This window comes from Terrabacter sp. Soil810, assembly GCF_001429645.1.
GTDB lineage: Bacteria > Actinomycetota > Actinomycetes > Actinomycetales > Dermatophilaceae > Terrabacter.
This window is the reverse complement of sequence record NZ_LMSW01000011.1, coordinates 1797618-1812974: the sequence shown is the minus strand read 5'-3', so window position 1 is coordinate 1812974 and position 15357 is coordinate 1797618. Positions and strand designations below refer to the sequence as shown.

Genomic DNA, 15357 nt, shown 5'->3' with positions numbered 1-15357 from the left:
TGATCCCGCCCACCGCACCCGGCCCAGGAGGTCTTGGATGCAGAACCTCATCGACAACTTCTTCGCCTACACCATCACGGGCCTGACGATCGGCGCGGTCTACGCGCTCGTCGCGCTCGGCTACACGCTCGTCTACGGCGTCCTTCGCCTCATCAACTTCGCCCACTCCGAGGTGTTCATGTACGGCACCTTCGCGGCACTGTGGGTGGTCATGCTCCTCGGTGGTCGTCCCGGTGCCGGGGTGGGGCAGGTCATCTTCTGGGTCGCGATGATGTTCGTCGCGGCCATGGCGATGTCCGGTTTCATCGCCGTGCTGCTCGAACGGGTGGCCTACCGGCCGCTCCGCAAACGCAACGCGCCACCCCTGATCGCGCTCATCTCGGCGATCGGCGCCTCGTTCGTCCTCGCCGAGATCATGGGCCTGCGCAGCCGCATCACCAGCTGGGTCGGCCTGGACGACAACCTGCGTGACTACGTCCGCAACTCGCGCAACAACGCGGGCATGCCGACGATCATCGCGCCGCAGCCGATCTTCACGATCGGTGGCTACCACGTCACGAACGTCGACGTCTTCGTCATCGTGGGCGCCATCGCCATCATGGTCCTCCTCGACCAGTTCGTGAAGCGCTCGCGCCTCGGCCGCGGCATCCGCGCCGTCGCGATGGACCCCGAGTCCGCCGCACTCATGGGCGTCAACCGCGACCGCGTCATCCAGGTGACGTTCCTCGTCGGTGGCGTCATGGCCGGCGCCGCTGCCGTCTTCTACATGCTGAAGATCGGCATCACCCGCTACGACGCCGGCTTCATCCTCGGCGTCAAGGCGTTCACCGCTGCCGTCCTCGGCGGCATCGGCAACCTGCGCGGCGCACTGCTCGGCGGCTTCATCCTCGGACTGGCCGAGAACTACGGCTCCGCCGTCGTCGGCTCGCAGTGGAAGGACGTCGTGGCTTTCGTCCTCCTCATCCTCATCCTGCTCTTCCGACCCACCGGCCTGCTCGGTGAGTCCCTCGGAAAGGCGCGCGCATGAGCACCACGACGTCGACCCCCGCGGCACGCAAGCCGACCTCACCGGGCTTCAGGGAGCGGGTCACCAACCTGCCGAAGGCCGTCAAGATCCTCCTCTGGGTGCTCTTCGCGATCTTCCTGTTCCTCCTCCCGCTGCTCAACATCCCGTTCATCACGACCGAGGGCTCCGACTTCGGTGGCGTCCTCTTCACGGTCGCGACGTACGTCCTCGTCGCCCTCGGCCTCAACATCGTCGTCGGCTACGCCGGACTGCTCGACCTCGGTTACGTCGGCTTCTATGCGATCGGCGCCTACACCATCGGTGTGCTGACCTCGGAGCACGCCCACATGTCGTGGGTCGTCGTCGTGCCCATCGCGATCGTCATCGCCATGATCTCGGGCATCATCCTCGGTGCGCCGACCCTGCGCGTGCGCGGCGACTACCTCGCCATCGTGACGCTCGGGTTCGGTGAGATCGTCCGCCTCACCCTCGTCAACTCCGAGTGGCTGGGCGGGGCGCAGGGCATCTCCGACATCCCGAAGCCGCCCGGCTTCGAGCTGTTCGAGGTCCCGAGCATCGACTGGAGCAGCGGAGCGCCGGTCGTCGACCTCGACACGACCTCGACCTTCCTCAAGTTCGGGATCAACGACTTCGTGCCCTACTACTGGCTCGCCCTCGGCATCATCTCGCTCGTCCTGCTCTTCGACATCCTCGTCAAGAGCAGCCGGGTGGGTCGTGCGTGGGAGGCCACGCGTGAGGACGAGGACGCCGCCGAGCTGATGGGCGTGCCGACCTTCCGGTTCAAGCTCCTCGCGTTCGCCCTCGGTGCCGCCATCGGTGGCCTGTCGGGTGCGCTCTTCGCGACCAAGGCGGGCTTCATCTCGCCCGACAGCTTCCAGCTGTTGCTCTCGATCCTGTTCCTGGCAGCCGTCGTCGTCGGTGGCGCCGGCAACCGCTGGGGTGTCATCGTGGGTGCGATCGTGGTCAGCTACTTCCCGGAGCGCTTCCGTGAGTTCGCGGACTTCCGCGTGCTCGTCTTCGGTCTCGCGCTGATGCTGCTCGCGATCTTCCGCCCCCAGGGCCTGCTGCCCCCGCGGCGCACGGTCCGCGCCAAGCGGGCGGACGAGAGACAGGCCGTCCTCGAGGAAGGAGAAGCCAGTGTCTGATCCCACTCAGCCCACATCCGGCGACGACCCGACCGCGGCCGCGGCCACGCCCGACCCGGCCGGCACGAGCGCCGGCACGAGCTCGGTTCCGGTCGAGCCGACCGGAGAGCGCGCGCTCGCCGACCCGGCCGACGAGGTCACCGACATCAACCCCGAGGTCGACATCGCTCCCGAGGACATCGGTGTCCCTGTCGTGTCCGAGGGCGAGCGGCTGCTCGAGGTCGACGAGGTCACCCTCCGCTTCGGCGGTGTGGTCGCCCTCAACGAGGTGAGCTTCCACATCAACAAGGGGGAGATCCTCGGCCTCATCGGCCCGAACGGTGCCGGCAAGACGACGTGCTTCAACGTCATGACCGGCGTCTACCAGCCGACCTCGGGTGGTGTCCGCTACCTCGGCAAGCCGCTGGGCAAGCGCAAGAAGTTCCAGATCACCAAGCTGGGCATCGCGCGCACGTTCCAGAACATCCGGCTCTTCGCCAACATGACGGCGCTCGAGAACGTCCTCGTCGGGGTCGACGCCCACCACTCGACGGGTGTGGTCTCGGCGATGTTCCGCCTGCCGAAGCACCGCAGGGAGGAGGCGCAGGGCTACGCCCGCGCCCTCGAGCTGCTGACCTTCATGGGGCTCGACGGCAAGGCCGACGAGCTGGCCCGCAACCTCCCGTACGGCGACCAGCGCCGTCTCGAGATCGCGCGCGCCCTGGCCACGAGCCCGCAGCTGCTCTGCCTCGACGAGCCGGCGGCCGGCTTCAACCCGGCCGAGAAGGCCAAGCTGATGGAGCTGATCCGCACGATCCGCGACCAGGGCTACACGGTCCTGCTCATCGAGCACGACATGAAGCTCGTCATGGGCGTGACCGACCGGATCGTCGTGCTCGAGTTCGGCCGCAAGATCGCCGAGGGCTCGCCCGCGGAGATCCGCGACAACCCGGCGGTCATCGCCGCCTACCTGGGAGTTGATGAGGAAGATGCTTCTTGAGGTCAACGGCCTGTGCGTCAACTACGGACGCATCGAGGCCATCCGCGACATCAGCTTCACGGTCGAGGAGGGTGAGATCGTCACCCTCATCGGGGCCAACGGTGCCGGCAAGACGACGACGATGAAGACGGTCTCGGGACTGCGTCCGGTGCGAGCCGGCTCGGTCGTCTTCGACGGCAAGGACATCACGCACATGCCGTCGCACGAGCGGCCGGTCCTCGGCATCTCTCAGTCGCCCGAGGGCCGCGGGTGCTTCGTCGGCATGACCGTCATGGAGAACCTCGAGATGGGCACGTATGCCCGTCCGGACCGCAAGAGCAAGGCCGTCAAGGACGACCTCGAGCGCGTCTTCGAGCTCTTCCCGCGGCTCAAGGAGCGCAGCAACCAGGCTGCGGGGTCGATGTCGGGTGGTGAGCAGCAGATGCTGGCGATGGGCCGCGCGCTCATGGCCAAGCCGAAGCTGCTGCTCCTCGACGAGCCGTCGATGGGTCTCGCGCCCAAGCTGATCAAGCAGATCTTCGACATCGTGACGGAGATCAACAGCCAGGGCACAACGGTGCTGCTCGTCGAGCAGAACGCCGCCCAGGCGCTCAAGAGGTCGCACCGCGCCTACATCCTCGAGACGGGCGAGATCGTCCGCGAGGGCACGGGCAAGGACCTCGCCGACGACCCGGCCGTCAAGGCGGCCTACCTCGGCGGCGACGTCTAGGCGGGCCGTTCCGACCGACGGTCGGAACGCCGTTCCGGGCGCAGAGCGCGAGCTCCAGGAATCCGAAGGCGGGGCGTCACGACCACGGTCGTGGCGCCCCGTCCGGCACGGGTGCTCCGGGGTGTTCCCCTTCCGCCGCGGCCCTGTTGGTCGTAGTGTCTGCCGGGTGACCTCGGGGCAGGAACGGGAGGGATGATGGGTCGAGCAATGGTCTCGGTGCGGCGGGTCGACGAGGGCCTGCACTCGCAGTTCATCGAGCTGTGGATCACGCACCGGATCGAGGGTGGCACCACCCCGGAGGCGGCTCAGCGGCTGGCGCTCGACGGCACCCTGCGAAATGCCTTGCAGCGCAACAACATCTGCGCCTTCATCGCGTTCACCGACGGAAGCCCCGCCGGTTATGTCGTCCTCGCCGACTCGACCCGCAGCCTGCTCGTCGACTCACCCTGCGTGTCGATCGACATGCTCTTCGTCCACCCCGACTTCCGCCGCCAGGGCGTCGGTCGCTCACTGCTCACGGCGGCGGGGCGCTACGCGGACCGCCAGGGCTGCGAGCACCTCGCGAGCTCGGTGCCGGCAGGGGACCGCGAGGCGAACCGCTTCTTCGCCCGCCTCGGCTTCGCCCCCGAGACGGTGCGTCGTGTCGCATCGGCCGCGACGCTGCAGCGCAAGCTGGCGGGGGAGCCGCGGCCCCAAAGGGTCTCGCTCGACCTGCTCCAGCGCCGTCGCGACCTGCGCGCCGCCCGGGCGCCGCGCCACGACCCCAAGATCGCGGGCTGAGTCCTCTCGAGGCGGTCGACCCGACGTCAGGCCCCCGGGGCCGCGTCGCGCAGCAGGCAGGTGATCCGTGACGTGCAGACGCGCCTGCCGTCCTCGTCGGTGACGACGACGTCGTAGCTGACGAGCGTCCGCCCGGCGCTGAGCAGCGTCGCCGTGCCGGTCACGACGCCCGATCGCGCGGCGCGGTGGTGCGTCGCGTTGATGTCGAGCCCGACGGCCACGCGTCCCGGACCGGCGTGGATCTGGGCGCCGATGGAGCCGAGGGTCTCGGCGAGCACGACGCTGGCTCCGCCGTGGAGCAGGCCGTACGGCTGGGTGTTGCCGGCGACAGGCATCGTCGCGACGAGGCGCTCGGGAGAGACCTCGGTGACCTCGATGTCCATCCGCTCGATGAGGGTCCCCTCGGCCATCGACCGCATGTCGTCGAGGGTCCCGCCTGCCGCCTGCGTCGAAGAGTCAGTCATGCCGGGATCGTATGCCGCCTCCCGCGCTGCCGGTGGCCCGGTGGCCGCCGGTGCCCCGGCTCACGTCGTCGGTGGCCGCCACTAGGGTTGCCCCGTGAGCCGACTTCTCCTCCTCGACGGACACTCGCTGGCCTACCGTGCGTTCTTCGCGCTCCCGGCCGAGAACTTCTCGACCAGCACGGGGCAGCACACCAACGCCGTCTACGGCTTCACCTCGATGCTCATCAACATGCTGCGCGACGAGGAGCCGACGCACGTCGTCGTGGCCTTCGACAAGGCGCGCCAGTCGTTCCGCACCGAGGAGTACGCCGAGTACAAGGCGGGCCGGGCGCGCACGCCCGACGAGTTCCAGGGCCAGATCCCGCTCGTCAAGGAGATCCTCGACGCCCTGCGCATCAGGTACGTCGAGCTCGACGGCTACGAGGCCGACGACATCATCGCGACGTTCGCGACCCAGGCCGAGGCCAAGGACATCGACGTCCTCATCTGCTCCGGCGACCGCGACACCTTCCAGCTCGTCTCCGACCGGGTGACGATCCTCTACCCGGTCCGCGGTGTGTCCGAGGTCTCGCGGATGGGACCGACGCAGGTCGAGGAGAAGTACGGCGTCCCGCCGACCCGCTACAGCGACCTCGCGGCCATGGTGGGCGAGTCGTCCGACAACCTCCCGGGCGTGCCCGGCGTCGGCCCCAAGACCGCGGCGAAGTGGATCACCCAGTACGGCGACCTCGACGGCATCGTCGCGAGCATCGACAAGATCCCGGGCAAGGCCGGCCAGTCGCTGCGCGACCACCTCGACCAGGTGCTGCGCAACCGCCGGCTCAACCAGCTCGTCAAGGACAGCCCCGTCGGCATCGAGGTCGAGGACCTCCAGCGCACCCAGTGGGCCCGTGAGGAGGTGCACACGGTCTTCGACGGGCTCGAGTTCCGCGTCCTGCGCGACCGTCTCTTCGCCACCGTCGAGGCCGCCGCGCCCGAGGCCGAGGAGGGCTTCGACGTCGACGGAGAGCTCGTCGCGCCCGAGGCCGTGCCGGCCTGGGTGGCCGAGCACCTCGCGTCCGACCAGCGTGCCGGACTGTCCGTCGCCGGCACCTGGGCCCGGGGCACCGGCGACGCGAGCGGTGTCGCCGTGGCCGCTCCCGACGGCAGCGCTGCGTGGATCGACCTGGAGACCCTGACGCCCGAGGGGGAGGCCGCGCTCGGTGCCTGGCTCGAGGACCCCGCACGCCCCAAGGCCATGCACGACGCCAAGGGCCCGATCGAGGCGCTCGGCGCCCGGGGCTGGACGCTCGCCGGGCTGACCAGCGACACCCAGCTCGCGGCCTACCTCGTCAAGCCCGACCAGCGCACCTACCACCTCGACGACCTCGTGCTGCGCAACCTGCACCGAGAGCTGAGCGGTGCCGCGCCGACCGACGGCCAGGGCATGCTCGACTTCGGTGGCGACGCCGACGAGGTCGCGGCCCAGAAGGAGATGGTGCGGGCCACCGCCGTGCGCGACCTCGCCGACGTGCTCGACGAGCAGGTCGGCGCCACCGGGGGCGAGCAGCTGCTCGCGGAGGTCGAGCTTCCGCTCGTCGGCGTGCTCGCCCGGATGGAGCGCACCGGCATCGCCGTCGACGTGCCCGGGCTGGATTCCCTCGAGGGCGACTTCGCCGCCAAGGTCGGCCAGGCGCAGGAGGACGCGTGGGACGCCATCGACCGGCGCGACGTCAACCTCGGCTCGCCGAAGCAGCTGCAGGAGGTGCTCTTCGGCCAGCTGGGCCTGCCCAAGACCAAGAAGACCAAGACCGGCTGGACGACCGACGCCGACGCCCTGTCCGACCTCTACACCAAGACCGAGCACCCGTTCCTCGAGGCGCTGCTGCGTCACCGCGATGCCGCGCGTCTGCGGGTCACGGTCGAGGGGCTGCAGAAGTCGGTGGCCGACGACGGCCGCATCCACACGACCTACCTGCAGACCATCGCCGCCACGGGGCGGCTCAGCTCGACCGAGCCCAACCTCCAGAACGTCCCGATCCGCACCGAGGAGGGGCGCCGCATCCGTGAGCTCTTCGTCGTCGGTGACGGCTACGACGCTCTCATGTCGGCCGACTACTCCCAGATCGAGATGCGCGTCATGGCGCACCTGTCCGGCGACGAGGGGCTCATCGAGGCGTTCCGCACCGGTGAGGACCTCCACAGCTTCGTCGGTTCGAAGGTCTTCGGCGTCGAGCCCGACGAGGTCACCTCGGCCATGCGCTCCAAGGTCAAGGCGATGTCCTACGGCCTCGCCTACGGCCTGTCGGCCTTCGGACTCTCCAAGCAGCTGACCATCAGCACCGAGGAGGCCCGGGGCCTGATGGACGGCTACTTCGAGCGGTTCGGCGGCGTCAGCGACTACCTCAAGGAGATCGTCGCCGAGGCGCGCGGGACCGGCTACACCGCGACGATGTTCGGCCGCCGGCGCTACCTGCCCGACCTGACGTCCGACAACCGCCAGCGCCGCGAGATGGCCGAGCGGATGGCCCTCAACGCCCCGATCCAGGGCTCGGCGGCAGACATCATGAAGGTGGCCATGATCGGCGTCGATCGTGCGCTCACCGACTCGGGTGCCAGGTCGCGCGTGCTGCTCCAGGTCCACGACGAGCTCGTCCTCGAGATCGCCGCCGGTGAGCGCGACGACGTCGAGAAGCTCGTCCGCCACGAGATGGGCCATGCCGCCGAGCTCGACGTGCCGCTCGACGTCAACGTCGGCGTCGGTCACTCCTGGCACGACGCGGCCCACTGACCCCTCGCACCTGACGGCCGGGGCCGGGCTCTGACGCGGCCGCCGTCCCGTCAGAGCTGGGCGACGGGCTCCGCGGCCCGCGTATCGAGCCCGTCGAAACGGTCGCGCTGGGTCACGTCGTCACGCCGGGTGATGACGACGAGGGCGGTGAGCAGCGCGAGGTCGACCACGCACACGAGGGTGAGCAGGCCGGTCCCGGTGTGCACGAGGAGCGACCCCGCCGAGATGGCGACGAGCGCGACCCAGAGCAGCCCGATCGACCGTTGGTGTCGTCGGGCCAGCGCGCTGTAGACGAGCAGCTGGACGGCGGCGAGCACCGTGCCGACGGCGGCGAACGCCCACAGCGAGCCGGCGACCTCGGCATAGGCGCGCCCACCGACGAAGACCACGGCGACCCCGGGCAGCGCGGCCGCGACCAGGGACACGACGCCGCCCACTGCGAGGACGACGCCGAGCCCCCACAGGTGCAGCCGGTGGTCGGCTCCGTGCCGGGCCATCGCCGGGAACGCGATGACGATGACGAACTGGGGGAGGAAGAGCACAGCCTTGGAGAGGATCAGCCCGGCGGCATACAACCCGGCCTCGTGCTCGTCGAGGACGACGCGGGCGACCACGACGTCGACCGTCGACAGGGCGAAGAAGGCGAAGAGGGCGTGCGCGCTGAGGACGACCTCGCGCAGCACGCGGGAGTGCGTGCGGCCCGTGGCCGGCGTGGCCGGCGTGGTCGGCGTGCCGGCGACCGCCGTCCGGCGGAGCGCGACGGCGCCGACCGCCAGAGGGACGACCGCGGCGACGGCGATGCCGCCGAGCGTCGCCGAGAAGGGGGTCGCCGAGACCGAGATCGCGACGCTGCCGATCACGATGCGAGCCACGCCGAGCGAGACGAACACGGCGGCGAGCGGCAGCCAGCGTCCCTCACCCTGCAGGATGCCGGCCTGCCCGCCCATGACGGAGAAGCAGAACGCCGGCACCGCGAGCAGCGCCGCCGTCAGCCACGAGTCGAGGGAGAGCACCCGGGCGACGAGCGGGGAGGCCGCGAGGCACACGACGGCGAGCGCGATCCCACAGCGCACCGAGACCGCCATGACCCGCGCCTCGATGACGCCACGGTCGCCCGGAGCCGCCGCGACGCGACGGGCGCCGGTCGCCTGCAGGCCGAGCGAGACGACGTTCACGACGATGACGAGGCCGAGCATCGCCGCGAACGCGCCGTACCCGGTGGGCCCGAGACGGCGGGCCCCGATGAGGGTGAAGCCGTAGGTCGCCGCGTTCATCAGCCCGGTGGCGACAGCGATGACGAGGCCCCCACGGATGGCGTCGCGGCGTCGCGAGCGGTCGGTCACGGGCCGAGGATAGCCCCTACCTACCCGTCAGTACGGGTCGAACGGCCCGACGTGACCGAGTCGACGCGCGACGGCGCCCAGTCGCAGACGGAGCAGCACCTTGAGGCCGACGTTGCGCAGCCACCACGGCAGCTGTGCGACGAGACGGCGACGGTCGGCGCCGCTGGGGGAGGCGACCTCGAGCAGCGCCAGGGACCCCACCCGGCCTGTGAGGCGCAGGCGCCGCGACGGAAGGACGTGGACGAGCAGGCTCGTCGTCACGCCGATGCTCGAGAAGGCGTCGTGCACGAGGCACCGGCCGTGCGGTGGAAGGTGCTCGCTCCAGCGGAGGTCGTCGCTGCACGTCCAGTAGTCGTGCTTGCCGTCGACCCAGAGCAGGTCGATGGGCTCGGACCACCGGGACCGGACGTCCTGGCTGCGGGCTGCCACGACGTCGACGACCGCGGTCACGCCGGCCTGCTCGAGGTGGGCCGCGAGGACGTCGCGGGTGGCCGTGCCGCCGTAGCGGGGGCCGTCCACGAAGGCGTCGACGGCGGTGAGCCGGCCACCCGACCGGGCGAGGGCGCGGGCGAGGACGACCGTGCTGCGCCCCTGGTGCGAGCCGATCTCGACGACGTGCGCACCGGGCGGCAGGTCGGCCGCGGCGTCCCAGAGGGCGCGAGCCTGGTCGCGGGTCAGCCAGCCGCCGATCGGGTCGGCGAGGGCGAAGGCCTCGTCGAACCCGTCGCCGCCGGGGTCTGCGGCAGCCGTGGGCGCGTCGCCGCCGATCGACTCGCTCACGAGGTGCCTCCGGGGTGTTCTAGGGTGGGTCGGCCCAGCGTAGAGGGGCACGACACCGGCATCGTGGTGAGGCGGCGCGGCCCGGTCGACGGAGGGAGGCGCATGGACCCGCGACCCCGGGCTGGTCGGCTCGTGCCGGCCGCTCTCGACCTGTGGGTCGCCGCCCTCACGGTGCTGCTCCTCTGGCCGCTGCTCACCGAGGCCGGTCACCCGCTCGCGCGGGACCTCGTCTTCACCCCGCACCAGCCGTTCCGCCTCGCATGGCTCGGCCTCGGCGACTCGCCCGCCCGCGCCGTCCCCCTCGATGCCCTCGTCGCCGCGGCCGACCTCGTCGTGGGCGGGGCGCTCCTCGCCCGGGTCGCGCTGGTCGGGATCCTCGTCCTCGCCGGGTGCGCCGCCCACCGGCTCCTGCGGGACGCCCATCCCGCATCGCGAGCGGCCGCGGCCGGCTTCGCGCTGTGGAACCCCTTCGTCGTCGAGCGGCTCGCGCTGGGGCAGTGGGCCCTGCTCGCCGCGTATGCCGCGTGCTTCGTCGTCGTCGCTGCCGCGGTCCGCCTCCGCCGCGTCTCGGAGCAGGGGAGGGGCGCCCGGACCCGTGCCGCTGCCGGGCTGCTCGTCGGAGCGGCCCTGGCCTCGATCACGCCTACCGGGGCGGTCGTGGCGGGCGGGCTCGCGGCCGTCCTGGCCTGGACGCGTGGGACGCGTCGGCTCGCCGTCGCGGTCGCCGTGATCGTGCAGCTGCCGTGGCTCGTCCCGGCCCTGCTGGGCGCCAGTGGTTCCGTGGGCGACCCGAACGCCGTGGAGGCGTTCGCGGCCCGGGCCGAGCGCCCCGGTGGCGCGCTGTGGAGCCTGCTCGGGCTCGGCGGGATCTGGGACTCGGGCTCGGTGCCACCCAGCCGTGGCGGCGTGCTCGGCCACGTCGGGACCGTCCTCGTCGTCGGCGTGGTCGTCTTCGGGTGGCCGCGCCTGCGCCGGCTGCTCCCGGAGGCGGCGCCCCGTCTCGCTGTCGCCGCGGCGGTCGGCCTCGGGCTCGCTGTGGTCGCCGCTGTGCCGGGCGGATCTGCCGGCGTGCGCCTGCTCGTCGAGAGCGTCCCGGGGGCGGGCCTGCTGCGCGACGGGCAGAAGTGGCTCCTGCCCGCGGTCGTCCTCGCCGTCCTCTCTTTCGGCGCGGTCACCGACCGGGCACTCAGGGCGGCTCGGACGCGGTCCCCGGGGCTCCTCGCCACGGTGGGCACAGCTGCGCTGCTGCTGCCGCTGGCCGTTCTCCCCGACGCCACGCGGGTCGTCTGGCCCACCGTGCGCCCGGTCGACTACCCCGTCGACTTCGCACGGGTGGCTGACGTCGTCGACGGGTCCGACGGGTCGATGGCATCGCTGCCGTGGGCCCCCTACCGTCTCTACCCGTGGGGCGCCGCCTCCGCCGTCTACGACCCTGCGTCGCGCTGGTTCGACGTCGACGTCGTCATGTCCGACCGGCTCTCCGTCGGGCCGCTGACCCTGGGCGGGGAGAGCGTCCGGTCCGCCACCGTCGGGGCAGCCCTGGCCCGTGCCGGGCAGCCCGGAGGCACGCCGGCGGCTGCCGCCGACCTGCGCCGGCTCGGCGTGCGCTGGCTCCTCGTCCAGGCCGACGCCGCGACGCGGCCCGCCCTTCCCGCCGGCTACGTGGAGCGCTTTCGCGGAACGCATCTGGAGCTCTACGAGTCCGCGGATCCCGTTGCGCCGCAGCCGAATCCGGGGATGTCGCGGATCGCGACAGTGGTCGGGACGGATGCGCTCGTGGCCGCGCTCGTGCTGGCCGCCATGGTCCTCGTGACGCGCGACCGGTTCATCCGTCGGCGGGGGCTACCCGCTGGTATGCTGCCCCGGACCCAGAGAGGGAGTTGAGGATGCTCACGAAGGTTGTCGGCCCCATCGTGGCCGGTGCCGTGCTTGCCGGTGTCGGACTGTTCGGTCTCGTGTCGTCGCAGACGGCGCCGCCCGAGACCAACCCCGCAAGCCAGGAGATCATCACCTACGGCGACCGCTGACGCGGTCCACGCCGACCTCGCCGAGCGCTTCCTCGAAGCGCTCGGCGCTGTCGTCCCAGTCGAGCAGCCGCGCGCGGCGGGTGCCCTCCACCGACAGCCGCGTCCGCAGCACGTCGTCGGCGAGCAGCCGGCGCGTCGCGGCGAGGAACTCCGAGCGGTCCGAGACGAGCAGGCCCGTCACGCCGTCGACGACGGACTCGCACAGGCCCCCGCTCTGGCGGTAGCCGATGGTCGGCGTCCCCTGGGCCGCGGCCTCCGTGACGGCGATGCCCCACCCCTCCTTGACCGAGGGCAGCAGCATCACCCAGGCGGTCGCGAGCAGCTCGTCGCGAGTCGGGTCGTCGACGTGTCCGTGGAAGGTGACGCAGTCGGTCACGCCCAGTCGGCTCGCCTCGTCCACGAGCTGACTGCGCCACCACCCGTCGCCGACGACATCGAGCCGTAGCCCGGGCACCTCCGCGCGCAGCTGCGCCAGCACCCAGAGGGCGTGCTCGATCTGCTTGTGGGGGACGAGCCGCGCGAGGACCACGAGGCGTGGCGAGGTCGACCTCGGGACGGTCGGGGGCCGGCGACCGTGGTCCAGCCCGTTGCGGACCACGGTGACGCGCGCGCGTTCGACGCCGATCCGTGCGAGGTCCGCCGCCGAGTGCTCCGACACCGTCACGACCGGGACGGCGCGGTAGAGCAGTGGCGTCACGCGCGACTCGACGAACCAGCCCAGGCGTCCTCGCCAGTCCGGGTAGATGATCGCCCACTGCTCTCGGTGCAGGTGGTGCACGAGCGCGAGCACGCCGTGGCGGCGCAGCAGCGGTGACGCGAAGGGCAGGCCGTTGATGACGTCGACGACGACGTCGCGGTCGCGCCCCTCGCGCGTCAGCAGGTGGGCGAGCCCACGGACGTACACGGTGAGCCGCCCGCCGGACCGGCGGTGCGCGACGCCCGCGACGGTCTCGCGAGCCGGGGCCCCGGCATACGCCGCACTGCGCACGGTGACCTCGTGGCCGCGGGCCGCGAGCCGCCGAGCGATCTCCTCGACGTAGACCTCGGAGCCGCCCCCGTCCGGGTGTCCCGGGTCCCGCCAGGTGAGGAAGGTGACCTTCACGCGCGGGCGTCGGCCAGCAGGCGGTGGCAGAGGTCGAGGGGCAGGCCCTGCTGGCGGCTCATGGTCACGCCGAGCTTCTCGAACGTGCGGGTGCCGTAGAACGACGGGGAGATGCTCCCCGGTCGGGCGTCCCAGCTCGCGTCCCACTCGATGTAGGGGACGTATCCGACGAAGCCGCCCGGGGTCGACGTGACCTCGGCGAACCCCAGGTCGGTCGCGACGCCGATGCCCACGCGGAAGGTCGAGTCGCGGTAGACGGCGAACCATCCCCCGGCGTAGTTGCCGTCCTTCGTCGTGATGACGACACGGGCGTAGTTGTCGTCCTGCGTCTCGAGGTAGACGTGCCGGTCGACGGTGCCGTGGACGGTGAAGAGCAGCACGCGACCGTGACGCAGCCGCTCGCCGACCCGCACCTCGACGACCTGGGGGCGCGCCTCGACGACCACCCACGGCTCGTACGCGTCGCCGGTGTTGAGGTAGAGCGCGTCGCAGTCGCCGAGGACGTGGAGCTCGTCGGTGGCGCCCCGCGCGGGCAGGTCGTCCGACTGCGTGACCCGCCGGCTGAGGGCGGAGCCGGGTCCGCCGCTGACCGTGGCCTGGGTGGCCACGAACTCGCGCAGGTCCTCGCCGCGGTGCGTCGTCGCCGCGGTCGCCACCCCGGTGAGCATGTTGGCGGCGATGCCGAAGCAGGCCAGGACCGCGGTCGCGGTGAGCGCCGTGGCGCGCACGACCCGGGGGAGCCGTTCGAGCAGCCCCGTCAGGCCCCACAGGCCCACGGCGCCGGCCATGACGAGGACGGGGACGAACTCGCTCGTGTAGCGGTACGCGACATAGCCGTAGGCCATGACGCCACCGGTGACGAGCAGCCCGGCGAGCACAGCCGGGCGCAGCGCCCGCCGCTCGATGCTCTCCGTGCGGCGCAACAGCACGGGGAACGAGGCGAGCGTGAGCAGCAGCAGGAGCGGCATGAAGGCCGTGACGCTGCCCGTCCGGTAGAACTGGTCGAGGTACGCGCCGCCGTAGGCCCGCGCCGGCTCGCCGGGCAGCGTGACCCACGGGAAGTAGTCGACGAACCGCACCCCGTCGGGCCGGAAGTAGTTGACGAGCGAGGTCAGGAAGAACTGCGGTCCCGTGATGGTCCCGCCGTTGGCCGCGAGGGCGTCGCGCCGGTGCTCGTTGACCGAGGTCCACACCTGGTCCTGCAGCGGGAAGAGGTAGGGGTGGTCGAACTTCAGCTGGTTGTACGCGACCGCGACCGCGAGCGGCACCGCTCCGGCGAGGGCGACGATGCGCCAGGCCGGACGGCGCTCGGGCCCGTAGCGCCCGAGCGCGAGCCAGGCGCCGATGCCGAGGACCACGATGCACACGGCCCAGCCACCGGTGGTGCGGGTCAGGGCGCTCGCGAGGGCGAAGCCGCCGAGCCACAGCACGTGGGTCCGCGTCGGCTCGAGGACCGTGCGCACGATCCAGTAGAGGGAGCCGACGACGAGAGCCACCGCCCAGAGGTAGACCTCGTGGTAGACCCACGGGAGCGCCGCGTCGAACGTGAGCACCGTGCCGCCGGTCGCCGCTGCCAGGAACACGGCGGCGGCCACCGCTTCGAGGACCGTCACCGGACGCGTGCCCCGCAGGCACCGGTGCACGAGCCACAGCAGCAGCACCGTCATCACGGCGAGCAGCACCCAGGCCAGGCACATCGAGACGAGGCTGAGCCGGCCGGTGAACGCCTTGGTCAGCAGCAGCACCGGCACGCGGAGCAGGGCCGGGAACGGCGGGAAGTACATGTAGGTGCGGTCGTCGATGACGAAGCCCTCGATGCCCAGGCTGCCCCGGGGTACGTCGACCCGACCGTCGAGGAACGCCTGGGCCTGGAGGTCGAAGAAGTTCGACGCGTAGCCGAGGCTGACGGCCGTACGCGTCGGGTCGAGCCGGAAGTCGAACAGCGTGAGGTAGAACGCCAGGCCCCCGACGACGAGCCCGACGGCGGTGGCGACCTGCGCGCGCCGCTGTCGTAGCGCTGAGGTCAAACCCGCTCCAGGACGTAGAGGAACTGGTAGCCGAACAAGGTCGGCCACACGCGCGTGGCCGCGCGGTCGGTTGCGGCGACACCCTGGGCGACGGCGCCGACCGTGGTGTCCTCCCGGCCCCGTGCCAGGACGTCGACGGGTGAGCCGACGGTGTCGCGTGCCACGACACGCAGCCCGTTGGCGGTGACGAGCCGTTCGAAGCTG

Annotated in this window: 13 protein-coding genes; 8 read left to right on the top strand and 5 right to left on the bottom strand. The window is 71.6% G+C overall.

Annotated features, from left to right (window positions below; all coding sequences use genetic code 11):
* Positions 1–37 precede the first annotated feature (37 nt).
* The 5 genes from ASG96_RS14305 (at position 38) to ASG96_RS14285 (ending at position 4640) form a co-directional block, all read left to right on the top strand.
* Entirely contained in the window at positions 38–1027 is a 990-nt protein-coding gene (locus ASG96_RS14305; RefSeq protein ID WP_056757322.1) for a branched-chain amino acid ABC transporter permease, read from the top strand.
* On the top strand, positions 1024–2172 hold the full coding sequence (locus tag ASG96_RS14300) for a branched-chain amino acid ABC transporter permease (protein ID WP_056757319.1): 1149 nt from the start codon (positions 1024–1026) through the stop codon (positions 2170–2172). The genes ASG96_RS14305 and ASG96_RS14300 overlap by 4 nt, the downstream gene beginning before the upstream one ends.
* Entirely contained in the window at positions 2165–3151 is a 987-nt protein-coding gene (locus ASG96_RS14295) for an ABC transporter ATP-binding protein (RefSeq protein WP_369793605.1), read from the top strand. The genes ASG96_RS14300 and ASG96_RS14295 overlap by 8 nt, the downstream gene beginning before the upstream one ends.
* Positions 3141–3860, top strand: coding sequence for an ABC transporter ATP-binding protein (locus ASG96_RS14290; RefSeq protein ID WP_056757316.1), 720 nt, complete (start codon positions 3141–3143; stop codon positions 3858–3860). The genes ASG96_RS14295 and ASG96_RS14290 overlap by 11 nt, the downstream gene beginning before the upstream one ends.
* Before the next feature lie 192 nt (positions 3861–4052).
* Positions 4053–4640: a GNAT family N-acetyltransferase gene (locus ASG96_RS14285; protein ID WP_056757311.1), complete on the top strand. Its 588-nt coding sequence runs from the start codon at positions 4053–4055 to the stop codon at positions 4638–4640.
* A gap of 26 nt (positions 4641–4666) precedes the next feature.
* Here ASG96_RS14285 and ASG96_RS14280 read toward each other — a convergent pair whose 3' ends face one another.
* Entirely contained in the window at positions 4667–5104 is a 438-nt protein-coding gene (locus ASG96_RS14280; protein ID WP_056757309.1) for a PaaI family thioesterase, read from the bottom strand.
* A gap of 94 nt (positions 5105–5198) precedes the next feature.
* Here ASG96_RS14280 and polA point away from each other — a divergent pair, with 94 nt between their 5' ends.
* Positions 5199–7874: a DNA polymerase I gene (gene polA / locus ASG96_RS14275; protein ID WP_057588275.1), complete on the top strand. Its 2676-nt coding sequence runs from the start codon at positions 5199–5201 to the stop codon at positions 7872–7874.
* Between the two features lie 50 nt (positions 7875–7924).
* Here the strand turns inward: polA and ASG96_RS23300 are convergent, their stop codons facing one another.
* Together ASG96_RS23300 and ASG96_RS14265 are read right to left on the bottom strand one after the other, a co-directional pair.
* A complete protein-coding gene (locus ASG96_RS23300) occupies positions 7925–9217 on the bottom strand; it encodes a lipopolysaccharide biosynthesis protein (protein WP_057588274.1) in 1293 nt (430 codons plus the stop codon).
* Positions 9218–9244: 27 nt separating this feature from the next.
* The gene (locus tag ASG96_RS14265; protein WP_082588719.1) at positions 9245–9997 is read right to left on the bottom strand and encodes a class I SAM-dependent methyltransferase; all 753 of its coding nucleotides are present in this window, start codon (positions 9995–9997) and stop codon (positions 9245–9247) included.
* A 102-nt stretch (positions 9998–10099) separates the two neighbouring features.
* On the opposite strand from ASG96_RS14265, the gene ASG96_RS14260 reads away from it, so the two are divergent.
* Together ASG96_RS14260 and ASG96_RS23295 are read left to right on the top strand one after the other, a co-directional pair.
* Complete coding sequence (locus ASG96_RS14260; protein WP_057588273.1) at positions 10100–11881, top strand: hypothetical protein; 1782 nt, start codon at positions 10100–10102, stop codon at positions 11879–11881.
* 2 nt (positions 11882–11883) lie between these two features.
* Complete coding sequence (locus ASG96_RS23295) at positions 11884–12024, top strand: hypothetical protein (RefSeq protein WP_157610851.1); 141 nt, start codon at positions 11884–11886, stop codon at positions 12022–12024.
* Here ASG96_RS23295 and ASG96_RS14255 read toward each other — a convergent pair.
* Together ASG96_RS14255 and ASG96_RS24250 are read right to left on the bottom strand one after the other, a co-directional pair.
* Positions 12005–13126, bottom strand: coding sequence for a glycosyltransferase family 4 protein (locus ASG96_RS14255; RefSeq protein WP_057588272.1), 1122 nt, complete (start codon positions 13124–13126; stop codon positions 12005–12007). The genes ASG96_RS23295 and ASG96_RS14255 overlap by 20 nt on opposite strands.
* Positions 13123–15153 (bottom strand): hypothetical protein, encoded by a 2031-nt coding sequence (locus tag ASG96_RS24250; protein WP_157610849.1) that lies wholly within the window; start codon positions 15151–15153, stop codon positions 13123–13125. Before ASG96_RS24250 ends, ASG96_RS14255 begins: the two co-directional genes overlap by 4 nt.
* Positions 15154–15357: the final 204 nt, after the last annotated feature.